This is a genomic window from Limnohabitans sp. (assembly GCF_040401135.1).
In the GTDB taxonomy this organism is placed as follows: Bacteria; Pseudomonadota; Gammaproteobacteria; order Burkholderiales; family Burkholderiaceae_C; genus Limnohabitans.
The window spans coordinates 28,940-54,716 of record NZ_JBBAOV010000002.1; the positions used below are offsets into that span (position 1 = coordinate 28,940).

Below are 25,777 nucleotides of genomic sequence, written 5' to 3' on the forward strand. Positions count from 1 at the left end.
CTGCTTTCTTTGCTGGGGCTGCTTTTTTTGCAACGGGTTTTTTAGCCGCTACTTTTTTAGCTGCTACTTTCTTTGCGGGCGCAGCTTTTTTTGCTGCTACTTTTTTAGCTGGAGCTTTTTTTGCAGTTGCCATGGTTGATTTCCTTCTAGAAGTGTTTGTTATCAAGCTCTTAGAGATATCGCTCTAGAGCCTTTTTGATGCTAATAGAGAAACCACTTCTTTCCAAGAAAAAAACAACTTTTTCATTGGAGGATGTTGTTTTTTAAATGTGTCTTTTGTTGTATTAAAAGCGCTATAGCAACCGGCGATTGCACCGTCTTTCAGCATGTTCAATGAATTGGAATTAAATTTCACATGGCAATAAATGAGGTTGCTGCGCCGCAATATTTTTTCTTAATATGAGAAATCGTATTTCTTAATATGGAATATATAAGTTAAGCCGTTGTTTTCATTGATGAAAAATAAATTCTTATATAAGACATAAGAGGCAATCAAGCTCTTATAGAAGACCTATAGTAGAGCCATCGATAACACCTTACCCAACTGGAGTGAACCATGCCTCAATCCCTGAACGAACAACTCAGCCGCGAACAACAAATTGCCGCACTTGAAAAAGACTGGGCAACCAACCCGCGCTGGAAGGGTGTGAAGCGCGGTTACTCAGCTGCTGATGTCGTGCGTTTGCGCGGCAGCATGCCCATTGAGCACACACTCGCCAAGCGCGGTGCAGAAAAGCTCTGGGAAAAAGTCAACGGCGGCGCCAAGAAAGGCTACGTCAACGCATTCGGCGCCATCAGCGCTGGTCAAGCCATGCAACAAGCCAAAGCTGGCTTGGAAGCGGTGTACTTGTCAGGCTGGCAAGTCGCTGCGGACGGCAACACTTCAGAAACCATGTACCCAGACCAATCGCTCTACGCGTATGACTCGGTGCCCACCATGGTTCGTCGCATCAACAACACCTTCAAGCGTGCTGACGAGATCCAATGGGGTCGTGGCATCAACCCAGGCGACAAAGAATTCATCGATTACTTCTTGCCCATCGTGGCTGACGCTGAAGCTGGTTTTGGCGGCGTGTTGAACGCGTTTGAATTGATGAAAAGCATGATTGCCTCTGGCGCTGCTGGCGTTCACTTCGAAGACCAATTGGCTGCGGTGAAGAAGTGCGGTCACATGGGCGGCAAAGTGTTGGTCCCAACACAAGAAGCTTGCGAGAAATTGATCTCTGCTCGTTTCGCTGCTGACGTCATGGGTACATCCACCATCGTCTTGGCCCGTACCGATGCTGAAGCGGCTAACCTGATCACTTCCGACCACGATGCCAACGACAAGCCATTCTTGACTGGCGAGCGCACACCTGAAGGCTTCTACCGCGTCAAAAACGGTTTGGAACAAGCCATCAGCCGCGGCGTTGCATACGCCCCTTACGCTGACTTGGTGTGGTGCGAAACAGGCGTGCCAGACATTGGCTTCGCACGCGAATTCGCACAAGCTGTGCACGCTGCTTGCCCAGGCAAGTTGTTGTCGTACAACTGCTCACCATCTTTCAACTGGAAGAAAAACCTCAACGACACACAGATCGCTTCGTTCCAAGAAGACCTGTCGGCTTTGGGCTACAAATACCAGTTCATCACCTTGGCTGGCATTCATATCAACTGGTACAACACATTCCAGTTTGCACACGCCTACGCCAACGGCGAAGGCATGAAGCACTACGTCAACATGGTGCAAGAGCCTGAATTTGCAGCTCGCGACAAGGGTTACACCTTCGTGTCACACCAACAAGAAGTGGGCGCAGGCTACTTTGATGACGTGACCACCGTGATCCAAGGCGGTTCGTCTTCTGTGAAAGCCCTCACAGGTTCTACTGAAGAAGAGCAGTTCCATTAAGCATTTCAATTGGGAGATGGCCTGAAAGGGCTGTTTCTTAGTTTGAATGGGTTTGAGGCCACTCAGCGTGAAAGCGTTGGGTGGTTTTTTTACGTGCGCGCCGCGTGTAATTTTTTATAGCTGTTGATCAGGCGATGGTGTCTGTCCAGGCCTTCGAGGTTCATGCTGGTTGGCGTGAGTCCGTAAAACCGCACGGTACCTTCGACTGAGCCCATGACCGCGTCCATCCGGTTATTGCCAAACATTCGACGGAAGTTGTGTGCGTAGTCTTCTAGTTCTAGCTCTGGATCAAGTCGTACCTCCAGCACCACGTTCAGAGCTTGGTAAAACAATTTGCGATCGACTGTGTTGTCGTTGTATTGCAAGAAGGCACCCACCAGCTCTTGCGCTTCTTCAAACTGTTGCAAGGCTAAGTGAACCAAGAGCTTCAGCTCAAGCACGGTGAGTTGACCCCAAGCCGTGTTCTCATCAAATTCGACACCGATTAAGGTGGCAATGTCTAAGTATTCATCCAGCTCATTGTTTTCTAATCGAGCAAGCAGTGCAGACAAACTGGCGTCGTCTAAGCGGTGCAAGTTAAGGATGTCTTTTCGAAACAACAGAGCTTTGTTGGTGTTGTCCCAAATCAAATCTTCGACGGGGTAGACCTCTGAATAGCCCGGCACCAAAATGCGACAGGCTACAGCGCCCAGTTGGTCATACACCGCGGTGTAAGCCTCTTTGCCGATGTCTTGAAGGATGTCAAACAAGGTGGCGGCTTCTTGAGCATTGGCGTTTTCTCCTTGGGCAGAAAAATCCCACTCTACAAACTCGAAGTCAGCTTTAGCGCTGAAAAAACGCCACGACACGATACCGCTGGAGTCGATAAAGTGCTCCACAAAGTTGTTGGGCTCTGTGACGGCGTTGCTCTCGAAGGTCGGGGGGGGTAAATCGTTCAGGCCTTCAAAACTTCGACCTTGCAGCAACTCGGTCAGGCTGCGCTCCAGCGCAACTTCTAAACTGGGGTGCGCACCGAATGATGCAAACACACCACCTGTGCGCGGGTTCATCAAGGTCACGCACATCACGGGGTAGGTGCCGCCCAGTGACGCATCTTTGACCAGCACCGGAAAGCCTTGTTCTTCTAGACTTTGAATGCCCGCCAAGATTCCTGGGTACTTGGTCAGGATGTTTGACGGTACATCGGGCAAACAGATCTCACCTTCTAAGATTTCTCGTTTGACGGCGCGCTCGAAAATTTCGGATAAGCATTGCACCTGCGCTTCGGCCAGTGTGTTGCCCGCGCTCATGCCATTGCTGACAAACAAGTTTTCAACCAAGTTCGAAGGGAAGTACACCAACTCGCCATCAGAATGGCGCACATAGGGCAGCGAGCAAATGCCGCGTTGCGTGTTGCCAGAGTTGGTGTCGATCAGGTGCGAACCTCGCAGCTCGCCTTCGGAGTTGTAGATGTTCAGGCAGTACGCATCCAAAATTTCGGAGGGCAGCGTATCTTTTTTTCCTGGCTTGAACCAACGTTCATTTGGGTAATGCACAAACGCCGCGTTGGCGATGTCTTCGCCCCAAAAAGCGCCCGCATAAAAGTGGTTGTTGCTCAGCCGTTCGATGTATTCGCCCAGCGCAGATGCCAAGGCGCTTTCTTTGGTTGAGCCCTTGCCATTGGTAAAGCACATGGGCGAGTGCGCATCGCGGATGTGTAGCGACCACACGTTGGGAATGATGTTTCGCCACGAGGCAATTTCAATCTTGATGCCCAAGCCCGCCAAGAGGCCAGACATATTGGCGATGGTTTGCTCTAGCGGCAGGTCCTTGCCCAAGATGAAGGTGCTTTTGTCGTTGTTTGGTTTCAGAGTAAGTAAGGCCTGAGCGTCTGCATCCAAGCTCTCAACCACTTCAATGACAAACTCTGGACCAGCTTGCACCACTTTTTTGACCGTGCAGCGCTCAATCGAATTCAAAATACCTCGTCGATCCACCTCTTGGATATCGGCTGGCAGCTCCACTTGAATTTTGAAAATCTGCTGATAGCGGTTCTCTGGATCAACAATGTTGTTTTGTGAAAGGCGGATGTTCTCAGTCGAAATATTGCGTGTGTCGCAATAGAGCTTTACGAAGTAGGCCGCACACAAGGCCGATGAGGCCAAAAAATAATCAAAGGGCCCCGGGGCCGAGCCATCGCCTTTGTAGCGGATGGGTTGGTCGGCAATCACCGTGAAATCATCGAACTTGGCTTCCAGACGAAGCTTGTCGAGAAAGTTGACCTTGATCTCCATTATTTGTAAAAGGCTTCGACCTTGCCTTTGATTTTGATCAGCAAAGGTTTGCCTTTGCGATCCAGTGTTTTCTTGGCGGGTACTTTGACCCAGCCTTCGGACAAGCAATACTCTTCGACATCAAAGCGTTCTTTGTCGTTGAAGTGAATGCCGATCTCAAATTCAAACACAGCAGGCGCGTAATGTGGGCTGCGTGGGTCGATCGACAAATGGTCGGGTAGGGCGGGGCGTTGGTTTGTGGCATCAGTCATGGAGTAGATTTTCCATGATTTAGGTTTGCAAATAAAATCAGAAGATCTTATGCATAAATATTTACTCATACTTCTCGCGATGGCTGTGCACTCAACTACGTGGGCTGGCTGGGTGTTCTTAACGAACAACAGCCACGGGGCGAGTGACTATTACTATTCGCCTGTGGAGAACAAAGGCAAGCTCAAAGGCTTGCGTACGTTCACGCAGATGCCTGTGGACGGTAAAGTGCCGTTTCATTCACCCAAGGCTGTGGTCAAGGTGACTTTGTACAACTACAGCTCTGAGCAATCCATGTATGAAATCAATTGCCAAGAGCAGTCCATTCAATTGATGGAGCGAATTTTTTACCGTGACATGGCGGGTAAGTCGCCGTTGATCACCCACAAGGTGAAAGACACCTTCATTCAGGAAAGTAACTCAGAGTTTGCAAGGCAGTTCATCAAGACACCGTTGCACTTTGACGACATCAGACATTTCCGGATGTACGAGGCGGCTTGTCGATAAAAAAGGGGACCGCTCTCGGCGGTGAATTGAAGCCCACACGCGCCCTCAAAATTCGGGCTGGTGGCGAGAGCGGTCGTAAACCTAAACAACCTTGAACCTCTTGTATCGGCGCAAGATACCAAGGCTTGAGCGGTTTTGTGCACCCAATTGAGCCTGACCTCCAAATACATCATGCGCGTTGGAAGGTCATGCGCGCTTGGCTTTGCTGGGCGTCGATAATGACGCCACATCATGCCTGCAAGCTCTTTACTCGCCCCATCTCTTCGTGTTTTAAGCCTCATCCCGCCGATGACTCAGCTCAACACGCCATACCCGTCAACCGCCTATCTGACGGGCTTCTTGCGCTCGCAGGGCATGGATGCCGTGCAAGAAGATTTGGCCTTGGCCCTCGTGTTGGCCTTGTTCACGCCTGAAGGCCTGAGCCAAGTCCAAGACTGCGCCTTGGTGCAGCCTGAGTCAGAGCGCACCGCCTGCGTGAACTATTTCCTTGACTACTTTGAACGCTATCAATCCACCATCGCGCCCACGATTGCGTTTTTGCAGGGCCGCGACTCGACTCTCAGTCACCGCATTGCAGGCCGCGGTTTTTTGCCCGAAGGCCCTCGCTTTGCCTCGCTAGAAGCTTATGACGACGACGGCAGCGGTGATCCTCTGGCCTGGGCCTTTGGTGCATTGGGCCAACAAGACCGAGCCCGCCATTTGGCCACCTTGTATTTGAACGACTTGGCTGATGTGCTGCGCGATGCCGTAGACAGCCGTTTTGAGTTTGTGCGCTACGCAGAGCAGCTGGCAGGTAGCCAAGCCACCTTTGAGCCCTTGGCCCAAGCGCTTGCTGCAGCGCCTACTTTGGTGGACGAGACTTTACAGACGCTAACGCTTGAAGTGATTGCTAAGCACCAACCACAACTCGTGTTGCTGTCTGTCCCATTTCCTGGCGCGGTGTACGCAGCGTTTCGCATGGCTCAGACCATCAAGGCGCATCACCCGCACATTCGCATTGGCTTGGGCGGCGGCTTTGTGAATACCGAGTTGCGAGAGCTGACCGAGCCTCGCGTATTTGACTACGTGGACTTCATCAGCCTAGATTCTGGCGAGCGGCCCTTGTTGGCTTTGCTCGAGCACTTGCAAGGCAAGCGTAGCGTTCAACGCTTGGTGCGCACCTTTGTGCGCAACGTCTCAGGGGGAGTCCAGTACATGAACTGGGCCGAGCCAGACGTGCCGTTTGAAGAGGTGGGCACGCCCACGTGGGATGGCCTGCCACTAGACCGTTATTTGTCGCTGCTTGACATGCTCAACCCTATGCACCGCTTGTGGAGCGATGGTCGCTGGAACAAGCTGACTGTGGCGCATGGCTGCTATTGGAAAAAATGCAGCTTTTGTGATGTGAGCCTTGACTACATCTCCCGCTACGAAACCGCATCGGCCACCACGCTGGTGGACCGCATTGAGCAAATCGTGGCCGAGACGGGGCAAACTGGCTTTCACTTTGTCGATGAGGCGGCACCACCCAAAGCTTTGAAAGCATTGGCACAAGAGTTGTTGCGCCGTAAGGTGCACATTTCTTGGTGGGGCAATATTCGCTTTGAGAAAACCTTTACGCCCGAGCTGGCCGAGTTATTGGCCGAGAGCGGCTGCATTGCAATGTCGGGCGGCTTAGAGGTGGCCTCAGACCGGCTGCTGAATTTGATGAAAAAAGGCGTGTCAGTGGAGCAGGTGGCGCAAGTCACCAAAGCCTTTTCAGAGTCTGGCATCTTGGTACATGCTTACCTGATGTACGGCTTTCCCACGCAGACCTTGCAAGACACGGTGGATGCACTGGAGTATGTGCGTCAACTGTTTGAGAACGGATGTATTCAGAGCGGTTTCTTCCATCGTTTTGCTTGCACCGTGCATTCGCCAGTGGGCAAGAATCCGGCCGATTACGGCGTGCAAGTGGTGCCGCTGCCCAGGGTGAGCTTTGCCAAAAACGACATCGCATTCATTGACCCCACGGGGACAGACCACGACGCGCTAGGGAACGGTTTGAAGAAGGCCATTTACAACTACATGCATGGCGTGGGCGTGGAGGAGGATGTGCGTCAGTGGTTTGAGCTGCCCAAGGGTAAGTGCCCCAAGACCACGGTGCCGCGTCACAAAATAGCCAAGGCACTCGGCGGTTAATGAAAAATTCTTGGTGCTTCGTTCGAAAACTTGCGAATTCACGATTAGAATAACGGCTTCGGAATTAAACACTCCATGCGGGAATAGCTCAGTTGGTAGAGCGCAACCTTGCCAAGGTTGAGGTCGCGAGTTCGAATCTCGTTTCCCGCTCCAAATCTAAAAGCCCTCAGATGTAAATCTGAGGGCTTTTGCATTATTTCTTTACTTCTTTGGCAAAGTGCCGCCGCTCTTTACGCATTCGTCCACTGTTTTAAATTCAGTGAACTTTTTGGTTTGCCCATAGCTGGTGCTGTTTTTGTCGTGACAGATGCCAGAGTCTGACTTCTTCACAATGGGTTCTGCCGCTGCTGCAGTTTGAACTACTGCGGGGCGGCCGCCACTTTTCACACATTCATCCATCGACCCAAAGCCGGTGAACTTTTTGGTGTTGCCAAAGGAGGGGCTAGATTTGTCGTGGCAAATGCCAGTGTCTGACTTTTTCACCACGGGTTCGGCGGCATCCTTTTTGTCTGTAGCGTAAGCCAAGCTTAGGCTTGAGGCCAGTAGGGCTGCCAACAATAAATGGTGGGTGGCACGTTGTGTCATGAGTTGTCTCCTATAGGTGGTGCAAGGGTTTTTGAATTTAAGCAGTACTCAAATAAATCCAATCCCAATATAGACTAAAAATATTGCAATTCCGTCATGACTTTTCTGAGTCTCAGAAGAGGCTGACGTAAAATATGTCTATTCAACGACACTGCCCGAGTGGTGAAATTGGTAGACACAAGAGACTTAAAATCTCTCGCTTCCGTAAGGGGCGTACCGGTTCGATTCCGGTCTCGGGCACCATCACACAAGCACAAGGAAGGAGTTTCGTCATGGCACGCTACAACGCCGCGTATGAAATTCATGTCCACGGACTGGTCCCACTCCACCCCGAAGTGGGCTTAGACCAATTGCAAGATGCCCTGCGCCCTTTGTGGCAATACGCAGGCGCAGCATCCCTTGAAGACGGTGCATCTAGCTCATACCCTGAGGAGCCTGGCATTCGCTTTAACCCCGAAGAACGTACCCTGCAAATGTGCTGGACTGTGTCTGGTGATGACGATTTTCGCCAAAGCTTGGACGAGATGTGCATGAGCTTGAACGAGCTCACAGCAGCTGGTGCCCCCATCGAAGTTACGTTTTATGACAACGACTTTGATGAGGAAGAAGACGCCCGCGGTCAAGATTCACGTGATGACTTTGTGATGTTGTTTGTGGGCCCCACGCCCGCCGACATCATGCAAGCGCAACGCGACATGTTGGTCAACGACGTGATTCAGTTGATGGAGCGTCATTTTGACGGTGCTGAATTGGGTGGTGTGGTCAATGAAATCGACAAACTGTTTTCAGAGCGTTTTGACAACCTCGTCAACTCACTTGATTTAGGTCGTCCTCCTCGCGGCCCTAACGGCGGTCACAGTGGTGGCGGTCATGGTGGCCGCAAGCCGCGGCACTTACACTGACATCACGATTAAAAAACCGGCCTCTGCAAAGAGAGCCGGTTTTTTGTTGGGTACTTAAAACTCAGTTTGAAGTAATGCCAATACCTTTGAACTCACCCGTTGCGATGCGCTTTTCCCACTCAGCAGGGCCGGTGATGTGGGCGCTGGTGCCGCCCGAATCCACCGCCACCGTGACCGGCATGTCGACCACGTCGAACTCGTAAATGGCTTCCATGCCGAGGTCAGCAAAGCCCACCACTTGGGCGTGCTTGATGGCCTTAGAGACGAGGTAAGCCGCACCGCCCACAGCCATGAGGTAAGCCGATTTGTGTTTCTTGATGGCTTCAATGGCTGTAGGGCCGCGTTCGGCTTTGCCCACCATTGAAATGAGGCCGGTTTGCGACAGCATCATTTCGGTGAATTTGTCCATGCGTGTTGCGGTCGTTGGGCCTGCTGGGCCTACCGCTTCATCTCCCACGGGGTCGACAGGGCCCACGTAGTAAATCACGCGGTTGGTGAAGTCGACGGGCAGCTTTTCGCCCTTGGCCAGCATGTCTTGAATGCGCTTATGCGCGGCATCGCGGCCGGTAAGCATCTTGCCGTTGAGCAACAACGTTTGGCCAGGTTTCCAGCTTGCCACTTCCTGACGGGTGAGGGTGTTGAGGTCCACGCGTTTGCTTTTCTCTGTGTCGGGTGTCCAGTTGACGTTGGGCCACAGGTCTAGCGAAGGCGCCTCCAAAAACACGGGGCCAGAGCCGTCCATCACAAAGTGGGCGTGTCGAGTGGCCGCGCAGTTTGGAATCATGGCCACGGGCTTGCTGGCCGCGTGCGTTGGGTACATCTTGATCTTTACGTCAAGCACGGTGGTCAAGCCGCCCAAGCCTTGCGCACCGATGCCGAGAGCATTGACCTTGTGATACAACTCCAAACGCAGTTCTTCGACTTGGGTGAGCTTGTCGCCCTTGCTAGATTTCTCAAGCAACTGGTACATGTCGAGATCGTCCATCAGGCTTTCTTTGGCCATGAGCACGGCTTTTTCAGCGGTGCCGCCAATGCCAATGCCCAGCATGCCTGGTGGGCACCAGCCGGCGCCCATGGTGGGCACGGTTTTAAGCACCCAGTCCACCACGCTGTCGCTGGGGTTGAGCATGACCATCTTGGACTTGTTCTCACTGCCGCCACCTTTGGCGGCCACGGTCACGTCCAATTTGTTGCCAGGCACAATTTGCGTGAAGATCACGGCGGGTGTGTTGTCTTTGGTGTTTTTGCGGGCGAACTGAGGATCGTCCACCACTGAGGCACGCAGCATGTTGTCGGCAAAGTTATAGCCACGGCGCACGCCTTCGTTGATGGCGTCTTCCAAGCCACCGGTAAAACCTTCCCAGCGCACGTCCATGCCGATTTTCAAGAACACGTTGATGATGCCGGTGTCTTGACACATGGGGCGGTGGCCCAAGGCGCTCATCTTGCTATTGGTCAAAATTTGCGCAATCGCATCTTTGGCCGCAGGGCTTTGTTCGCGATCGTAGGCGCTGGCCAAGTGGCTGATGAAATCGGCAGGGTGGTAGTAGCTGATGTATTGAAGAGCAGCGGCGACCGATTCAATCAAGTCGTTTTGGCGGATCGTGGTCATGGAAGAAGTCCTGAAAAAGGCCAGAGGTAAGAGCAGCGGCAGAGTTTAATCAAGGCCGCTGTCGCAATGCTTGCAGCGCGAGGCTGGGGTTTATTTGATGGTCAACACCCAAGTGGCCAGTTTTTTGGCGTCGGCGTCACTGACTTGCGTATTTGAAGGCATGGGTACGGGCCCCCAAACGCCTGAGCCACCTTTTTGAATTTTGGTGGCTAGTTTGTCGGCCGCTGTTTTGTCGTTCGCATATTTGCTTGCCACGTCTTTCAAGGCGGGGCCAACCAATTTTCTATCTACAGCATGGCAGGCCATGCAATTTTTGGCGTTGGCCAAGGCTAGGTCTGCCCAAGCGGGTGAAAGTGAGGCGGACATCACCAAAAGTGTCAAAAAGATGTGTTTCACAAAGCCTCCTAGCGGCGAGAGAGGGTCAATAGTCGTCTAGCACGGCACCTTTGCTGGCGCTCGATGCATTGAAGGCAAACTTGGCTTGAACACCGCGCATGTAACGTGGCAAAGGTGCTTTCCAGCCCACTTTGCGTTTGGCTAGCTCGGCGTCATCGACATTGAGCTGCAGCAACAACTCGCGGGCATCGATGGTGATGGAGTCACCTTCATGCACAAAGGCAATGTTGCCGCCCGCTGCGGCTTCGGGCGCCACGTGGCCAACCACCATGCCCCAAGTGCCACCAGAAAAACGGCCATCGGTGATCAGGCCTACGCTCTCACCCAAACCCGCACCAATCAAAGCACCTGTCGGGGCTAACATTTCAGGCATACCTGGGCCGCCCTTGGGGCCGAGATAGCGCAAAACCATCACGTCGCCTGCGACGATCTTGCCATCCAAGATGGCTTGCAGCGCTGATTGTTCGTCGTCAAATACGCGAGCTGGGCCGGTGATGACTGGATTTTTCAAGCCTGTAATTTTGGCCACTGCGCCTTCGGGTGACAGGTTGCCTTTGAGAATGGCCAAGTGGCCTTCGGCGTACATGGGTTTGTCGATGGGACGAATCACGTCTTGGTCAGCGCGTGGCGAGTCGGGAATGTCTTTCAAGTTTTCTGCCACGGTCTTGCCGGTGATGGTCAAGCAATCGCCGTGCAACAAACCAGCCTTGAGCAAGATCTTCATCACTTGTGGAATACCGCCTGCTTTGTGCAGGTCGACAGCCAAGTATTTACCGCTTGGCTTTAAGTCGCACAACACAGGCACTTTGCGGCGCACACGCTCAAAGTCGTCAATGGTCCATTCCACGCCCGCTGCATGGGCGATGGCCAAAAAGTGCAGCACCGCATTGGTCGAGCCGCCCGTAGCCATGATGACGGCCACGGCGTTTTCTAAGGCTTCTTTGGTCACAATGTCACGCGGTTTGATGTCTTTTTTGACCGCTTCAATCAACACGCGGGCTGACTCTTGTGCCGAGTTCAATTTTTCGTCATGCGGATTCGCCATGGTGGACGAGTAGGGCAATGACAAGCCCAAAGCTTCAAAGGCTGAAGACATGGTGTTGGCGGTGTACATGCCACCGCAAGAGCCTGTGCCAGGAATGGCGCGTTGCTCAATTTGCTTGAGGTCTTCGTCGCTCATATTGCCGGCAGCGTTTTGGCCCACGGCCTCAAACACGCTCACGATGTTGAGTTCTTGGCCTTTGTAATAGCCGGGCAGGATCGTGCCACCATAAACGTAAATGGCAGGCACATTGGCGCGAAGCATGCCCATCATGCCGCCCGGCATGTTTTTGTCGCAGCCACCCACCACCACCACGCCGTCCATCCACTGGCCTTGAACGCATGTTTCGATGCAGTCAGAGATGACTTCGCGGCTGATCAAAGAATATTTCATGCCTTCCGTGCCCATGGCCATGCCATCTGAAATGGTTGGCGTGCCAAAAATTTGCGCATTGCCGCCTGCCGCTTCGATGGCCGCCACGGCTGCGTCGGAGAGCTTTTGTAAACCGCTGTTGCATGGGGTGATGGTGCTATGGCCATTGGCAACACCAATCATCGGTTTTTCAAAGTCGCTTTCTTCGTAACCCATGCCGTAATACATGGAACGGTTGGGTGCGCGCGATTTGCCCTCGGTGATGTTGGCGGAACGGCGATTGATCTTGATGGTTTTGGTGTCCATGATGTCTCAGAATTTTGGTTGAGGCTTAAGTTTACCCGTGGTGTAGTCATGAAAATACCAAAGGGCCAAGGCACAATCAACCCATGATGATGCACCCCACAATCGATCCTGTTGCCCTTCAATTGGGCCCTTTGGCCATTCATTGGTACGGGCTGACTTACCTTGCGGCCTTTGCGCTTTTTGTTGGCTTGGCACGTTGGCGACTTCACCATGAGCCTTACGCTAGCCAAGTGGCACTGGGGTCGTGGTCAAAGCAAGACATTGAAGACATTTTGTTTTACGGCGTACTGGGCGTTGTCTTGGGCGGGCGCATTGGCTATTGTGTGTTTTACAGCCCTGGCTATTACTTGATGCATCCGCTCGAAGTGTTTGCCGTGTGGCAAGGCGGCATGAGTTTTCATGGCGGGATGTTGGGTGTGTTTGTGGCGACGGCTTGGTATGCCAAGAAGCGTGAACGTCCTTGGTTATGGGTGACCGACTTCATTGCACCTTGCGTGCCCACGGGCTTGGCTGCAGGACGCATCGGCAACTTCATCAACGGAGAGTTGTGGGGCAGGGCGGCAGACCCTTCGCTGCCTTGGGCCATGGTGTTTCCGCAAAGTGGAACCTTGATTGCCCGCCACCCTTCACAGATTTACCAGTTTTTAGGTGAAGGTATTTTGTTGTTCATCATCATGTGGGTTTACGCAAGAAAGCCTCGCCCCATCGGTGCCGTGTCAGGTGTTTTTATGATGGGTTATGGCAGCTTGCGCTTCATGGCCGAATACTTTCGCGAGCCTGATGCGCATCTGGGGCTGCTGGCGCTTGGCATGACCATGGGACAGTGGCTGTGCGTGCCGATGGTGGGCATCGGTGCATGGCTTTTTGTATACGCTAACCGCCACGAAAAAACCGTATAAATTTATATTGAATATCAGGGTAAGTCCCTGAGTGTTGAGGCTGTGCCATAAGCTCTGTGGCTTCATAATTACGCGTAATTACAGTGAAACTAAATGAGCCAACACCTGATGCGCGCGCTACCTAGCTCTTTGCACGATGACGTGGCTTCACAGCTGCGCAAGTACATCTTTGATGGGGAACTCAGGCCTGGCAGCTTCATCGATGAAGTGACTTTGTGCGAGCTGTGGTCCATCTCACGCACACCCTTGCGTGAAGCTCTTAAGGTGTTGACTGCCGAAGGCTTGGTGCGCCACGAGCCACGTCGCGGTTGCTTTGTGAACGAGGTGACCCAGCAAGACTTGGACGATATATTTCCCGTTATTGCACTGCTAGAAGGCCGCTGTGCTTTTGATGCTACCCAACGCGCCACCCCTGCCGATGTTCAGGCACTGGAAGTATGGCACCAGCGTTTGCAGCAGCATGCAGAGGCCGGCCGTATCAACGATTACTACGAAGTCAATTTTGCTATTCACGAAGCCATCATTCAACTGGCCAATAACAAGTGGCTAGCCCAAACCATTGACGGCTTACGCAAAATTTTGAAGCTTGCACGCTTGCAACAGTTACATGCGCCTGGGCGTTTGAAGCAAAGTTTGGCAGAACATCTGGCTATCTTTGCTGCACTTAAAGCGGGCGATGCTGCAGGTGCAGACACTGCCATGCGAAACCATTTATTGCAGCAGCGTGAGGCCTTGCTTGATTTGGCCTTGGCCAAGCGCCGTGTTTTAGCTGCTTAAATACAGCATCAGGCCAGAAAGAGACATCGGATGAACGCGACAAATTGGCTTAGCAGCAAACTCAACCTGCTTCTTAATTCGGCTTCCGCTGCACACTCTCCTCAGCTAGAAGACCGGTCCTCGCGCGAGCGCCTAGGCGCTACTTTGCGCCAACAAAAAGAGGCCTTATCACCACGATCGTTGCGACGTACGCTTACCCTGTTGCAAGCTGTGGTGGACCCGCGTGTGAGCGAAGTTGAGGGCGGTCGTCGCGCCAAAGCCTTGGCCGATTGGTATGACAAAGCCGAGGCTGCAGAGCGTCAAGACTTGTGGTTACTCATCAGCGAGCAGTTTGGCCCAGACGCAGCGAAGGTGCGCGCCGCGCGTGATGACTACGATGCCGCCTTAGGTAGCGTGGACGAGGGCCCCGCCGAGATTCGCTTGCGCCGTGCTTTGGTGTCGCCCCGCACACGGTTGTTGCAACGCTTTGCGGCTTCCGCTGGCGGTATGCGTTTCTTGTTGGATTTGCGTGCCGAGCTGTTGCCTCATCTCAAAGGCAACAAACGACTGCAAGCCTTGGATGCCGAGTTAGAAAACTTATTTTCTACGTGGTTTGATGTGGCTTTTTTAGAGCTACGTAGCATCAGCTGGGATTCGCCTGCCTCGTTGATTGAAAAGCTTATTAAGTACGAAGCCGTGCACGACATTCGCAGCTGGGCCGATTTGAAAAACCGATTGGACAGCGACCGCCGGTGCTATGGTTTCTTCCACCCTAGCTTGCCCAATGAGCCTTTGATTTTTGTGGAGGTGGCGTTGCTGCACGAGATGTCTGACAGCATCATGCCCTTGTTGGATGAGTCAGCCGCGCCTGCCGATTTACAAAAGTCTACCGTCGCAATTTTTTACTCCATCAGCAGCACGCAAGGTGGCTTGAAAGGTGTGAGCTTTGGCGACTCGCTTATTAAGCGCGTGGTGGAAACTTTGCGCGGCGAATTTCCTAAACTTAAAACCTTTGCCACCTTGTCGCCGATCCCAAGTTTTCGCCCTTGGTTGGTCAAGCATGCGCAAGATTTGTTGGCTCAACTCAATGAAAAAGAGCTATTGGCGTTGGGCCGAGAAATCAGTTTTGAGCCACCCGCGGCCAGTCATGTATTGGCGGCCATTGATCAGCCTCAGTTGTTAGAGGTGTTGCCAACCAAGTCAGCGTTACGCCAATTTCTCACTCGAGCAGGTGCCCATTACTTGGGACAAGCCAAGTCGGGTGACCAAGTGTTGGACCCTGTGGCACGCTTCCATTTGGGCAACGGTGCGCGCATTGAGCGCATCAATTGGTTTGCGGATCCATCGGCCAAAGGCATCAAGCAATCACACGGCCTGATGGTCAATTACCTTTATGACCTCAAGCGCTTAGACAAACACCGCCAAATGCTAGAAAAGGGCGTGGCCCCAGCCTCTGGCGATGTAGAAGACATGTATTTCAAGTGAATCGCGTTCGTTTTTAAACCAAGAAGGAGACAGACATGAAGCAACTTAACCTTAAAACAAGCCGCCGACAGTGGATGGTTCTTAGTGCAGCCGCCTGCGCTGCTTTTAGCTTTGGCGCACACGCGCAAAGCTCATGGCCCACAAAGCCTGTCACGCTCATCGTGCCGTTTCCAGCGGGTGGTGGTACCGACACCTTTGCACGTCCTCTTTCTGCACAGTTTTCTAAGCAAACTGGCAAGTCCATGGTCATTGATAACCGCGGTGGTGCCGGGGGCAACTTGGGCGCAGGTGTGGCTGCCAAAGCCCCGGCAGATGGTTACACCTTGTTTATGGGTGCTGTGCATCACTCGATTGCACCGTCGATGTACCCCAAACTCGACTACGACTTAGAGCGTGACTTTGTGCCACTGGCCATCGTCGCCAGCGTGCCGCACGTGTTGGTGGTGAACCCTAAAAACATGGCGGTTGCCGACTTTAAAGCGTTTATGGACATGGTCAAGAGCAGTCCAGGTAAGTTCAACTACGGTTCAGCAGGTGGCGGCACTTCGCACCATTTGGCCGGTGAGTTGTTCAAGATGCAAAGCAAAACTTTCATCACGCATATTCCTTACCGTGGTGCAGGCCCCGCGTTGCAAGACTTGATCGCGGGCAATGTGGACATGATGTTTGATGGGCTGGGCTCTTCGGCGCAACACATCAAAGGTGGTCGTATTAAGGCCTTGATGGTCTCGGGTAACAAACGCAACCCTGCATTTCCAGATGTTCCTTGCGCTGCTGAACTTGGAATGTCCGACTACAACGTGAACACCTGGTATGGCCTGTGGGGCCCCAAAGGAATGCCTGCCGATGTTCAAGCTCGCGCCATCGACGAGGTACGGAAAGCTGCGGCATCCGATGAGATTAAAACCAGTTGGGGCAACAGCGGCGCTGAGTTCCCCAACCTGACGGGCGTTCAGTTTGGCAGCTTTGTGTCGGGTGAAATCAAAAAATGGGCAGTTGTGGCGAAAGCCTCGGGTGCCAAACTCGACTAACTCAGCACAGACAATGAATCACAACCTGTATGCGGCCTTGCGGTCAGCGTTTCCCAAAGACTTGAACGCAACGGCCATCGAGACAGACGACGGCTTGTATTACAGCTGGTCTGACCTCGAGCGTGCCAGCGCGATGATGGCCAACCTGCTGGACTCGTTGCACATTCCCAAAGGCTCACGCGTGGCGGTGCAGGTGGAGAAGTCGGTGGAAGCCGCCATGCTCTACCTTGCCACCTTGCGTGCAGGTTATGTTTTCTTGCCGCTCAATACGGCTTACCAAAGTGCTGAGATTGAGTATTTCATTGGCAACGCCGAACCTGCCGTGGTGGTGTGTAGCAGCAAAAATTTTGGTTGGGTAAGCAAAATTGCTTTCCAGGCTGGCACCCAAAACGTGTTTACTTTGGATGACAACCGCACGGGCAGCTTGCTAGCGCGAGCCGCCCATTGCTCAGATCAGCACCACGTGCTGCAAAACAAAGCCGACGATTTGGCTGCCATTTTGTACACCAGCGGTACTACGGGTCGCAGCAAAGGGGCTATGCTCTCGCACGGCAACATGCTTAGCAACGCACAAACCTTGAAAGACTATTGGGGCTGGAAAAGTGGCGATGTGTTGATTCACGCGCTGCCCATTTTCCATGTGCACGGCCTGTTTGTGGCCATCCATGGTGCTTTGCTCAACGGCAGCAAGATGATTTGGATGTCCAAGTTTGACCCCAAACTCGTCATCGCCAAAATGCCAGAAGCCACCGTGTTCATGGGTGTCCCCACGCTTTACGTGCGGATGCTAGCTGAGCCTAGTTTGACGCAAGCACAAGCCGCCAACATGCGCTTGTTCGTCGCTGGCTCTGCGCCCTTGCTGTTGGAAACCTTTAACGAGTGGCAAGACCGCGTAGGCCAGCCCATTCTCGAACGCTACGGCATGAGCGAAACCGTCATGCTCACCTCCAACCCCTATGCAGCCGATGCCCGTTATCCCGGCCAAACCGAACGTCGTGGTGGCACTGTGGGTTTCCCCTTGCCTGGTGTGTCATTGCGGGTACAAGACGACGAAGGACAAGCTTTGCCTGTGGGTGAGATCGGTGGCATCCAAGTCAAAGGCCCCAACGTGTTTGGCGGCTACTGGCGCATGCCCGAGAAAACCAAAGAAGAGTTCACCACCGACGGCTTTTTCAAAACCGGAGACGTGGGCAAGATCGACGAGCGCGGCTACGTGGTCATCGTGGGTCGCAGCAAAGACCTCATCATCAGCGGTGGTTACAACGTGTACCCCGCAGAGATTGAGGGCTACATCAACGACATGGCGGGTGTTGCGGAAAGCGCCTTGATCGGCGTGCCGCACCCTGACTTTGGTGAAGTTGGCGTAGCGGTTGTCATCGCTAAGTCTGGTGCCAAGGTCGACGCAGATTCAGTCATTGCTGCACTTAAGTCTCAACTCGCGAATTTCAAAATTCCGAAGAAGTGTTTTGTGGTTGCAGAACTACCACGCAACACCATGGGCAAAGTGCAAAAGAATTTGCTGCGCGATCAGTACAAAGGTTTGTTCTAAAAAGAAAACTTAGCCTGCCAAAGCCGACGAGTTCACCCGTTGCGTGATGTGTGCCAAAGCCTCATCCACTTGGTCAATCAAGATCAAGCATAAATCGCCTTTTTGCAAACGCTCCATCGCACGGTCAATTGCCAAAAATTCGCCATGAATCTCGTCGATGTGCGTTGTGCGTTTGGCACCTTCTAAGCCCTGACGCAAAAGCTTCAACACCTCGCCGTCGACACGGCCACGTTGGCAAGCGTCTTGGTATAACACCACCTCGTCAAAGGCTTCGCCGATGATGCGCGTTTGTTCGCGGATATCTTCGTCACGGCGGTCACCTGCGCCGCTGATCACCACACTGCGGCGTTGTGCGGGCAGGTTGGTCACGGCTTGCACCAGTGCCTTGATGGCGTCAGGGTTGTGCCCGTAGTCGGCAATCACCGTTGCTCCTTTGTAGTCAAACACGTTAAAGCGTCCCGGTACAGCATTGCTGTCGCTGACGAAAGTAGCCAATCCTTTGCAAATGGTTTGCCAAGGCACACCTACGGCCCAAGCGGCACCAATCGATGCCATAGCATTTTCAATTTGAAAGCCAATTGCGCCGCTGCGTGTCACCGGAATTTCAGACAAAGGAATACTCACTGAGTGATTGCCCTGCATCGCCACAATCTGGTCATCGTCTACAAACAGCACGCGTTTACCTTGAGCACGGTGGGTGGCAATGATGGGGTGGTGGGAGTCCAAACCAAAGAAAGTCACTTGTCCCGGGCATTTGTTAGCCATGGCTGCCACGATGGGGTCGGTGGCGTTGAGCACCGCCGTGCCGGACTCGGCCACGTTTTGCACAATGACGCGCTTCAAGACCGCAAGGTCCTCTACCGTGGAGATGTAATTCAGACCCAGGTGGTCTCCCATGCCGATGTTGGTGACCACAGCCACTTGGCAGCGGTCAAAAGCCAAGCCTTCGCGCAGCATGCCGCCGCGTGCAGTTTCTAGCACGGCTGCATCGACATCTGGGTGTGCCAGCACATTACGCCCGCTTCGCGGTCCGCTGCAATCGCCGCTGTCGGTTTGGCGGCCATTCACATATACGCCATCGGTGTTGGTCATGCCCACGCGCCAGCCGTTGGCGCGCAACAGGTGCGAGGTCAACCGCACGGTGGTGGTTTTGCCATTGGTGCCAGTTACAGCAATCACAGGAATACGGCCGTCGCCACCGTCTGGAAACATGGTGGCCATGACAGCCTCGCCTACGTCACGGCCTTTGCCAAACGATGGGCTGAGGTGCATACGTAAGCCAGGTGCCGCGTTGACTTCCACCACGCCGCCGCTTTGTTCTTCGAGGGGACGCAGCACCGACTCGCACACCACGTCGACGCCACAAATATCAAGGCCTACCATTTGCGCTGCGGCAATGGCACGCAGGGCAACTTCGGGGTGAACATCGTCGGTCACGTCGGTGGCGGTTCCGCCAGTGGATAAATTGGCGTTGTTGCGCAGAATCACGCGCGCGCCATTGGTTGGAATGGAGGTGGCTGAGTAGCCCTGTTCTTGGAGGCGCGCAATGGCTATGTCATCAAAGTGAATTTTGGTCAGTGAGGTGGCGTGGCCCTCGCCGCGGCGTGGGTCAGCATTCACTATATCCACGAGTTCACGCACCGTGTTTTTGCCGTTGCCAATTACCAGCGGTGGTTCGCGTCGCGCTGCGGCAACCAGCTTATTACCCACCACCAGTAAGCGGTAATCGCTTCCAGGCAGGAAGCGTTCAACCAGTACTTCTTCGCGGCAAGCGCGTGCCAACACATAGGCCGCTTTCACACCTTGTTCCGTCGTGATGTTGACGGAAATGCCTTTGCCTTGGTTGCCATCGCGGGGTTTGATGACCACCGGTAGGCCGATCTCTTGCGCTGCTGCCCATGCGTCATCTGGGCTGCTGACGGGGCGACCCATTGGCACAGGCACTCCAGCAGCGTGCAGCAATCGTTTGGTAAGTTCTTTGTCTTGCGCGATGGACTCAGCGATGGCGCTGGTCGAGTCAATCTCAGCAGCTTGGATGCGCCGTTGCTTGCTGCCCCATCCCAACTGGACCAAACTGCCTTCGGTCAAACGACGGTAAGGAATGCCACGTGCAATCGCAGCATTGACGATGGAGCCAGTGGATGGGCCTAAGCGAATGTCTTCATCAAGTTCACGCAGTTGGTGAATGGCCGCTTCTAAATCAAAACTGGTGTTGTTGAATGCTGCAAGGCAAAGCTCGCTGGCCAGATGGATAGCCATGATGCCCACTTGCTCTTCCGTGTACTCCACGGCGACTTGAAACAAGCCTAGGTCTGTGGTAGCTGTGCTACGGCTAAAGGTGACAGGGCACCCTGCCTCGATTTGCAAATGCAAGGTGGCGGCTTCAAGAGCATGAGCCATGCTGAGTTTGACTTTGTGATCTGTGGGCTGCAGGTTGCCGACGCCAGGAAATAAATTACGCAAGCGGTTTTCAAATTCAGGTTGTTGGCTGAGGTCTATTTCATCTGAAGCACAGGTCACCATGGCTTCTACGGCGGTGTGACGGGTCCAGAGGTTTGGGCCGCGCAGGGCGCGGATACGAGAGACTTCCATTAGCCATTCATCCTTGCAACGTTTTTGGCAACGTGTTGGTTTTGTTGTCCGAAATTCTTCAAGCCAGCGCGAATCAGCAGTGGCGCAATGTCCAGTGACCATGCAGCGGCAACAGCCGCCAGTAGGGTGGAAATGTGCAAGCCGTCTTTGAGCAAGAGGGCAATCAACTCAAGATCGAGGTGGAACAGCTGAGTTTCTTGGTCGCCACGCGCCAAGGTGACGTGGCCGTCTTTGCAGAACACTCCGCGACCACCGGTTTGCAAATGCGCCATCATGGCGGCGTTGTCTTGGCTCTTGGCGTAATACACCACTTCACCGTCGCTTAGCTCGGCCAATGAGGTCACGGCTTGTTCGTCCGCGTTCAAAACCGATGCACCTTCTGGCAACACCAAGTCAATTTGTGTGCGAACTACGGTGCGCATTTGCTCGGGTGTTTGAATGTCGTGCTTGTCAATCAAGGCGGCGGTGGTGTCGGGCATGTTGGTCACGATGCCGACCAAACAACGGTCGTAAGCCAAGCCCTCGTCCAAGATCAGTGCGGGCGTAGTCTCAAACACCGCTGCATCAAGCGCGCGGTTGATGAGCAAGCGTTCCGAGGCTTCAAAGCCTCGCGAGTCGGTTTTGCCCAAGTGTTGTTGGTCCATGTACAGGCCATCTTTGCAGGCCAAACCAGTGCGCTTGCCAGACAGGTGAAGCAACCAAGCCACGAGCTGTGACAACTCTGTTGTTTGGTGGCTGCCCACAATGCCCACCACGGGGATGCGGCCCGATTCGTTGGAACCAAACAGGTGTTCGACGATGGCTTTGCCAACCGGACGGGGCTGACCCACGGCAGGTTTGACGTGCATCAGCAAGCCGGGGCCTGCGTTGACTTCGATGATGGCGCCCTTGGTCTCCTCCAAGGGGCGAGAGATGTCTTGGGTGACGATGTCTATGCCGGCAATGTCCAAACCAATCACGCGTGCGGCAAGGGTGGCCACAGCGGCGACTTCGGGGTGAACCAAATCAGTCACATCATTGTTGAGGTTGCCGTTGCGCTGCACTACCACGATGCGGCCTTTGGCTGGCACGCTGTCGGGTTTCAAACCTTGACGCTGGATTTCGAGCAGCGACATTTCGCCGCGTGGGGTGTGCAACCGAATCAAGTCAAGCGGAAAACCTTCGGCAATGCCGCGACGTGGGTCGGTGTTAATTTGGCTGTCAATCAACTGTTCAACCGTAGAGGTGCCGTCCCCTGTGATGCAGGCGGTTTCTCCACGGGTCGCAGCTACCACGCGGTCACCCACCACCAAGACGCGGTGTTCGTCACCGCGCACGTAGCGTTCAATCAGCACTTCGCTGCCTTCTTTTTCAGCGGCGGTCCAAGCGGTACGCACGCCTTCTTCGGTGTTCACATCCAGCGAAACGCCCCAGCCACGGTTGCCGTCGAGGGGCTTGACTACTACGGGCAAGCCGATGTCTTGGGCCGCCTCCCAGGCTTCGTCAGCGGTTTTGACAATCTGGCCTTCTGGCACGGGTATGCCGCATTGCGTGAGCAAGCGCTTGGTCAAATCTTTGTCGCTAGAGATGCTTTCAGCAATGGCGCTGGTGCGGTCGGTCTCGGCTGTCCAAATGCGGCGCTGTTTAGATCCGTAGCCCAGTTGCACCAAGTTGCCTTCAGTCAGTCGAATGAACGGTGTTTTACGCTCGACAGCTGCATCGACGATGCAAGCGGTGCTGGGGCCTAAGCAGCGGAGATCGGCAATCTTTTTTAAGCGGTCCACCGTGCCGTCGATGTCAAAGGCTTTGTTGTTGGCTGCGGCCATCACAAGTTCACGGGCTGCCAAAAAGCTTTCGCGGCCTAGTTCTTCGTGCTCGGTGCGGAACACCACTTTGTAAATGCCGCGTTTGCTGATTTCACGCGCTTTGCCAAATTCAGCGCGGGCACCGGCCAAGAGCTGCAACTCGATAGACACGTGTTCCATGATGTGACCCATCCAAGTGCCGCCCACCAGTCGGGTGAGGAACCCGCCGCGATGGCCCACGCCGCAGTGGTGCTCAACCAGGCCGGGCAACCAGCCGTTGACGCGGTCATTGAACCCATCGATTTTGTTGGAGGGGTGGTCTTCCATTTCGCCCAAGTCGATGAGCGCTTCGATGATGGGTCGGTAAGTCCAGATATTGGGCCCGCGTAAATAGTTCATACGCAGGATTTGGATGTCTTTGAAGGCCATAAATTAACGAAGGTTTTGAGCCAAAGTTTGGGTGGTTGAGGCAGGGGAGAGAGCCGAGGTCACCACAGCGACCGTCGAGGCTGCGGCGATACAATCAATTGCATACGTGCTGGGGTTCAACAAAGACCTTGCTCCTGCTTTTTTATTTTTATCGCCGTCCGTCGATTTGCATCGATTGAAAGCAGCAACATTCCAATAATGAACTCTTCTTTATCGGCTTCTGCCAAGGTTGTTTTGCCTGAGGGCTGGCAATCTTTGGCTTTTGCACAACTGTCACCTCAAGAAAACGTTCTAGCTTGTCTAGAGGTTGACTTGAATGCCCAATTGCATTTTTCGCTAGGGCTGCTCATTGTGACAGACCAAAGGGTGCTTTTTGCCTCACAGGACGGGGGTTCAAACCCTGCTTGGAGCCGCTGGACGCTGGTGGCGGGCATGAAGCTGACGCATACCGATCACGCGGGCGTGGGCACCTTGAGTTTGGTTGACGAGACGCACCGTTTGGCCAGTTGGCGATTCACGTTGTCGCACAACGTTACCGCCATGCGTTTGCAAGAAACCTTCGCAGACCGCATGGAAGTGCTGACCCATGGCAAATCGATGGGGGCCTTGGTGCAGGCCCGATGTCCGCAATGCAAGTTGCAGCTTGAGGCTGTGGGTGACGAGTGCCCCATGTGCAGCCGTGAGCAGCACACCCCTCTGTCGACTTGGGGCCTGTTCCGTTTGTGGCGCTTTGCGCATCCCTACCGTTGGCGCTTGTTAGGGGGCTTCTTGTTGACGTTAGCCTCTACGGCGGCCACCTTGGTGCCACCGTACTTGACCATGCCGCTGATGGACGATGTGCTGATTCCGTTTCAAAACGGCAAAGACATCGACCACGACTTGGTCTACATGTATTTGGGGGGCTTGCTGAGTGCGGCCTTGTTGGCTTGGGGTTTGGGTTGGCTCAAAACTTATATTTTGGCCTTGGTATCTGAGCGTATTGGCGCTGATTTGCGCACCACGGCTTACGAGCACTTGATGCGTTTGTCCCTCGAATACTTTGGCGGTCGCCGAACAGGCGACTTGATGAACCGCATTGGTGCTGAGACCGACCGCATTTGCGTGTTTTTGTCACTGCACTTGCTGGACTTCGCCACCGACGTGCTGATGATTGTTATGACCGCTTCGATTTTGATCAGCATTGACCCCAAACTGGCTGCAGCCACTTTGCTGCCACTGCCCTTCATCGTGTGGTTGATTCACACCGTTCGCGACAAGCTACGCACGGGTTTTGAGAAGATTGACCGCGTGTGGTCAGAACTTACCAACGTGCTGGCCGACACCATTCCAGGCATCCGCGTAGTCAAAGCGTTTGCACAAGAGACGCGCGAAGCCAACCGCTTTCGCGATGCCAACAAACACAATTTGGCAGTAAATGACCGCATCAACTTTGTGTGGTCTTTGTTCTCGCCCACAGTCACCTTGATGACCGAGGTGGGCTTGCTGGTGGTGTGGGGTTTTGGTATTTACTTGGTCTCGCACAACCAAATTACGGTGGGTGTGCTGGCCGCATTCTTGGCCTACATTGGCCGCTTCTACACGCGCCTTGATTCGATGAGTCGCATCGTGTCGCACACGCAAAAAGCGGCGGCAGGCGCCAAGCGAATTTTTGAAATTTTGGACCATGTCTCCAGCGTGCCTGAAGCCACGAATCCACAAAAACTGCCCATGCCTTTGCAAGGCAACATCGAAATTCAAGATGCCGGTTTTCGCTACGGCAACCGCGCCGTCATTCGTGGCATGAACCTGACCATTCGCCCCGGCGAGATGATTGGTTTGGTGGGTCAAAGTGGTTCGGGCAAGAGTACCTTGGTCAACTTGATTTGTCGTTTTTACGACTTGAGCGAAGGCTCGATCAAGCTGGACGGCATTGACATACGCAACATCGCTTTGTCAGACTTTCGCAGCCACATTGGCATGGTGCTGCAAGAGCCGTTCTTGTTCTTCGGCACGATTGCCGACAACATTGCCTACGGTAAGCCCGATGCCACACGCGAAGAAATTGTGGCTGCAGCCCGTGCAGCGCATGCCCATGAATTCATCTTGCGTTTGCCTCAGGGTTACGACTCTTTGGTGGGTGAACGCGGCCAAGGCTTGTCGGGTGGCGAGCGTCAGCGCATCTCGATTGCGCGTGCTTTGCTGATCAACCCGCGCATCTTGATCTTGGACGAAGCTACCGCATCGGTGGACACCGAGACCGAGCAAGAAATTCAAAAAGCCTTGGACAATTTGGTTCAAGGCCGCACCACCATTGCCATTGCGCACCGCTTGTCTACGCTCAACAAAGCCGACCGATTGGTGGTGATGGAGCAGGGCGTGGTGGTGGAAGAGGGCGACCACAACACGCTCATGTCTCAACAAGGCGCTTACTACCGCCTGTATGAAGCCCAAGCTAAAAACGCAGAAGTCGCCGTTGTGCGCGCTTCGACCCAGGAGTCTGTATGAGTGCAGCGTTCAGCTTAGCCTTTGATGCCTTCGGCAAATTGGTCGTCACCTTGGTCGACGGCACGCAGCACGTGGGCGCTGTGGTGGCGCGTGCGTTTCCGATTGCTGCACCTGATCAAGTCATCTCCATCTTGAGTGCCGAAGGCAAAGAACTGGCTTGGGTGGAACACCTCAACGACCTACCAACACATGAGCGCGATATCGTGGCCCAAGCGCTGCAAGGTCGCGAATTTATGCCCGAAATTTTGCGTTTGGACGGTGTGAACAGCTTCTCCACGCCCAGCGTGTGGCGTGTGCAAACCAGTCGGGGCCCCGCTCAGTTGGTGCTCAAGGGCGAGGAAGACATTCGGCGACTCAGTGCCACGCGCCTTATCGTTGCCGATGCGCACGGCGTGCAGTTTTTGATTCGCGACTTACCGTCGCTTGACCGTCACACCCGCAAGCTGCTCGACCGCTTTTTGTAAATGCGCTAAGGG

19 protein-coding genes and 2 tRNA genes are annotated in these 25,777 nt (G+C 53.9%); 13 read left to right on the forward strand and 8 right to left on the reverse strand.

Annotated elements, in window-relative coordinates; translation table 11 throughout:
- Positions 1–556: 556 nt before the first annotated feature.
- Positions 557–1,888 (forward strand): isocitrate lyase, encoded by a 1,332-nt coding sequence (gene aceA, locus ABWP81_RS01085; protein WP_353131841.1) that lies wholly within the window; start codon positions 557–559, stop codon positions 1,886–1,888.
- A gap of 89 nt (positions 1,889–1,977) precedes the next feature.
- Here aceA and ABWP81_RS01090 read toward each other — a convergent pair whose 3' ends face one another.
- Together ABWP81_RS01090 and ABWP81_RS01095 are read right to left on the reverse strand one after the other, a co-directional pair.
- Entirely contained in the window at positions 1,978–4,161 is a 2,184-nt protein-coding gene (locus ABWP81_RS01090; protein ID WP_353138394.1) for an OsmC domain/YcaO domain-containing protein, read from the reverse strand.
- Positions 4,161–4,412: a DUF3297 family protein gene (locus ABWP81_RS01095; RefSeq protein ID WP_353138397.1), complete on the reverse strand. Its 252-nt coding sequence runs from the start codon at positions 4,410–4,412 to the stop codon at positions 4,161–4,163. Before ABWP81_RS01095 ends, ABWP81_RS01090 begins: the two co-directional genes overlap by 1 nt.
- Positions 4,413–4,491: 79 nt before the next feature.
- Here ABWP81_RS01095 and ABWP81_RS01100 point away from each other — a divergent pair, with 79 nt between their 5' ends.
- The 3 genes from ABWP81_RS01100 (at position 4,492) to ABWP81_RS01110 (ending at position 7,230) form a co-directional block, all read left to right on the forward strand.
- Positions 4,492–4,917, forward strand: coding sequence for a hypothetical protein (locus ABWP81_RS01100; RefSeq protein ID WP_353131835.1), 426 nt, complete (start codon positions 4,492–4,494; stop codon positions 4,915–4,917).
- 231 nt (positions 4,918–5,148) lie between these two features.
- Positions 5,149–7,077 (forward strand): B12-binding domain-containing radical SAM protein, encoded by a 1,929-nt coding sequence (locus tag ABWP81_RS01105; protein WP_353138400.1) that lies wholly within the window; start codon positions 5,149–5,151, stop codon positions 7,075–7,077.
- A gap of 77 nt (positions 7,078–7,154) precedes the next feature.
- Positions 7,155–7,230 (forward strand) — tRNA-Gly (locus ABWP81_RS01110).
- Between the two features lie 48 nt (positions 7,231–7,278).
- On the opposite strand, the gene ABWP81_RS01115 is transcribed toward ABWP81_RS01110, so the two are convergent.
- Positions 7,279–7,662 carry a hypothetical protein gene (locus ABWP81_RS01115; protein ID WP_353131831.1) on the reverse strand — a complete coding sequence of 128 codons (384 nt, stop codon included), beginning with the start codon at positions 7,660–7,662 and terminating at the stop codon, positions 7,279–7,281.
- Positions 7,663–7,815: 153 nt separating this feature from the next.
- Here ABWP81_RS01115 and ABWP81_RS01120 point away from each other — a divergent pair.
- Together ABWP81_RS01120 and ABWP81_RS01125 are read left to right on the forward strand one after the other, a co-directional pair.
- Positions 7,816–7,905 (forward strand) — tRNA-Leu (locus ABWP81_RS01120).
- 29 nt (positions 7,906–7,934) lie between these two features.
- Positions 7,935–8,564 carry a DUF6806 family protein gene (locus ABWP81_RS01125; RefSeq protein WP_353138403.1) on the forward strand — a complete coding sequence of 210 codons (630 nt, stop codon included), beginning with the start codon at positions 7,935–7,937 and terminating at the stop codon, positions 8,562–8,564.
- Between the two features lie 61 nt (positions 8,565–8,625).
- Here ABWP81_RS01125 and ABWP81_RS01130 read toward each other — a convergent pair whose 3' ends face one another.
- The 3 genes from ABWP81_RS01130 to ilvD all read right to left on the reverse strand — a co-directional run bounded on the left by ABWP81_RS01130 (position 8,626) and on the right by ilvD (position 12,292).
- Positions 8,626–10,176: a fumarate hydratase gene (locus ABWP81_RS01130; protein WP_353131827.1), complete on the reverse strand. Its 1,551-nt coding sequence runs from the start codon at positions 10,174–10,176 to the stop codon at positions 8,626–8,628.
- A gap of 90 nt (positions 10,177–10,266) precedes the next feature.
- Complete coding sequence (locus ABWP81_RS01135) at positions 10,267–10,542, reverse strand: c-type cytochrome (RefSeq protein WP_353131825.1); 276 nt, start codon at positions 10,540–10,542, stop codon at positions 10,267–10,269.
- Between the two features lie 55 nt (positions 10,543–10,597).
- Positions 10,598–12,292, reverse strand: a complete 1,695-nt coding sequence (gene ilvD / locus ABWP81_RS01140; RefSeq protein ID WP_353131823.1) for a dihydroxy-acid dehydratase — start codon at positions 12,290–12,292, stop codon at positions 10,598–10,600.
- An 83-nt stretch (positions 12,293–12,375) separates the two neighbouring features.
- Here ilvD and lgt point away from each other — a divergent pair, with 83 nt between their 5' ends.
- The 5 genes from lgt (at position 12,376) to ABWP81_RS01165 (ending at position 18,012) form a co-directional block, all read left to right on the forward strand.
- Positions 12,376–13,191 carry a prolipoprotein diacylglyceryl transferase gene (gene lgt, locus ABWP81_RS01145; protein ID WP_353138406.1) on the forward strand — a complete coding sequence of 272 codons (816 nt, stop codon included), beginning with the start codon at positions 12,376–12,378 and terminating at the stop codon, positions 13,189–13,191.
- Between the two features lie 108 nt (positions 13,192–13,299).
- The gene (locus ABWP81_RS01150; RefSeq protein ID WP_353131939.1) at positions 13,300–13,968 is read left to right on the forward strand and encodes a GntR family transcriptional regulator; all 669 of its coding nucleotides are present in this window, start codon (positions 13,300–13,302) and stop codon (positions 13,966–13,968) included.
- Positions 13,969–13,998: 30 nt separating this feature from the next.
- Positions 13,999–15,432: a malonyl-CoA decarboxylase gene (locus ABWP81_RS01155; RefSeq protein WP_353138409.1), complete on the forward strand. Its 1,434-nt coding sequence runs from the start codon at positions 13,999–14,001 to the stop codon at positions 15,430–15,432.
- Between the two features lie 35 nt (positions 15,433–15,467).
- Positions 15,468–16,463: a Bug family tripartite tricarboxylate transporter substrate binding protein gene (locus ABWP81_RS01160; RefSeq protein ID WP_353138412.1), complete on the forward strand. Its 996-nt coding sequence runs from the start codon at positions 15,468–15,470 to the stop codon at positions 16,461–16,463.
- A gap of 13 nt (positions 16,464–16,476) precedes the next feature.
- A complete protein-coding gene (locus tag ABWP81_RS01165) occupies positions 16,477–18,012 on the forward strand; it encodes a malonate--CoA ligase (RefSeq protein WP_353138415.1) in 1,536 nt (511 codons plus the stop codon).
- Positions 18,013–18,021: 9 nt separating this feature from the next.
- Here ABWP81_RS01165 and cphA read toward each other — a convergent pair whose 3' ends face one another.
- Positions 18,022–20,604: a cyanophycin synthetase gene (gene cphA, locus ABWP81_RS01170; protein WP_353131648.1), complete on the reverse strand. Its 2,583-nt coding sequence runs from the start codon at positions 20,602–20,604 to the stop codon at positions 18,022–18,024.
- Positions 20,604–22,817, reverse strand: coding sequence for a cyanophycin synthetase (locus ABWP81_RS01175; RefSeq protein WP_353131647.1), 2,214 nt, complete (start codon positions 22,815–22,817; stop codon positions 20,604–20,606). Before ABWP81_RS01175 ends, cphA begins: the two co-directional genes overlap by 1 nt.
- Positions 22,818–23,015: 198 nt before the next feature.
- Here ABWP81_RS01175 and ABWP81_RS01180 point away from each other — a divergent pair, with 198 nt between their 5' ends.
- Positions 23,016–25,301 (forward strand): cyanophycin metabolism-associated ABC transporter, encoded by a 2,286-nt coding sequence (locus ABWP81_RS01180; RefSeq protein ID WP_353138418.1) that lies wholly within the window; start codon positions 23,016–23,018, stop codon positions 25,299–25,301.
- Entirely contained in the window at positions 25,298–25,765 is a 468-nt protein-coding gene (locus ABWP81_RS01185) for a cyanophycin metabolism-associated DUF1854 family protein (RefSeq protein ID WP_353138421.1), read from the forward strand. The genes ABWP81_RS01180 and ABWP81_RS01185 overlap by 4 nt, the downstream gene beginning before the upstream one ends.
- The last annotated feature ends 12 nt before the right edge of the window (positions 25,766–25,777 follow it).

Excerpts from the sequence above, each read along its gene's own strand:
- ABWP81_RS01185 (WP_353138421.1), top strand. The coding sequence starts at position 25,298 with ATGAGTGCAGCGTTCAGCTTAGCCTTTGATGCCTTCGGCAAATTGGTC.
- ABWP81_RS01180 (WP_353138418.1), top strand. The coding sequence starts at position 23,016 with ATGAACTCTTCTTTATCGGCTTCTGCCAAGGTTGTTTTGCCTGAGGGC.
- ABWP81_RS01130 (WP_353131827.1), bottom strand. The coding sequence starts at position 10,176 with ATGACCACGATCCGCCAAAACGACTTGATTGAATCGGTCGCCGCTGCT.
- ABWP81_RS01155 (WP_353138409.1), top strand. The coding sequence starts at position 13,999 with ATGAACGCGACAAATTGGCTTAGCAGCAAACTCAACCTGCTTCTTAAT.
- ABWP81_RS01175 (WP_353131647.1), bottom strand. The coding sequence starts at position 22,817 with ATGGCCTTCAAAGACATCCAAATCCTGCGTATGAACTATTTACGCGGG.
- ABWP81_RS01090 (WP_353138394.1), bottom strand. The coding sequence starts at position 4,161 with ATGGAGATCAAGGTCAACTTTCTCGACAAGCTTCGTCTGGAAGCCAAG.
- ilvD (WP_353131823.1), bottom strand. The coding sequence starts at position 12,292 with ATGGACACCAAAACCATCAAGATCAATCGCCGTTCCGCCAACATCACC.
- lgt (WP_353138406.1), top strand. The coding sequence starts at position 12,376 with ATGATGATGCACCCCACAATCGATCCTGTTGCCCTTCAATTGGGCCCT.
- cphA (WP_353131648.1), bottom strand. The coding sequence starts at position 20,604 with ATGGAAGTCTCTCGTATCCGCGCCCTGCGCGGCCCAAACCTCTGGACC.
- ABWP81_RS01095 (WP_353138397.1), bottom strand. The coding sequence starts at position 4,412 with ATGACTGATGCCACAAACCAACGCCCCGCCCTACCCGACCATTTGTCG.
- ABWP81_RS01115 (WP_353131831.1), bottom strand. The coding sequence starts at position 7,662 with ATGACACAACGTGCCACCCACCATTTATTGTTGGCAGCCCTACTGGCC.
- aceA (WP_353131841.1), top strand. The coding sequence starts at position 557 with ATGCCTCAATCCCTGAACGAACAACTCAGCCGCGAACAACAAATTGCC.
- ABWP81_RS01165 (WP_353138415.1), top strand. The coding sequence starts at position 16,477 with ATGAATCACAACCTGTATGCGGCCTTGCGGTCAGCGTTTCCCAAAGAC.
- ABWP81_RS01150 (WP_353131939.1), top strand. The coding sequence starts at position 13,300 with ATGCGCGCGCTACCTAGCTCTTTGCACGATGACGTGGCTTCACAGCTG.
- ABWP81_RS01100 (WP_353131835.1), top strand. The coding sequence starts at position 4,492 with ATGGCTGTGCACTCAACTACGTGGGCTGGCTGGGTGTTCTTAACGAAC.
- ABWP81_RS01125 (WP_353138403.1), top strand. The coding sequence starts at position 7,935 with ATGGCACGCTACAACGCCGCGTATGAAATTCATGTCCACGGACTGGTC.
- ABWP81_RS01105 (WP_353138400.1), top strand. The coding sequence starts at position 5,149 with ATGCCTGCAAGCTCTTTACTCGCCCCATCTCTTCGTGTTTTAAGCCTC.
- ABWP81_RS01135 (WP_353131825.1), bottom strand. The coding sequence starts at position 10,542 with ATGTCCGCCTCACTTTCACCCGCTTGGGCAGACCTAGCCTTGGCCAAC.
- ABWP81_RS01160 (WP_353138412.1), top strand. The coding sequence starts at position 15,468 with ATGAAGCAACTTAACCTTAAAACAAGCCGCCGACAGTGGATGGTTCTT.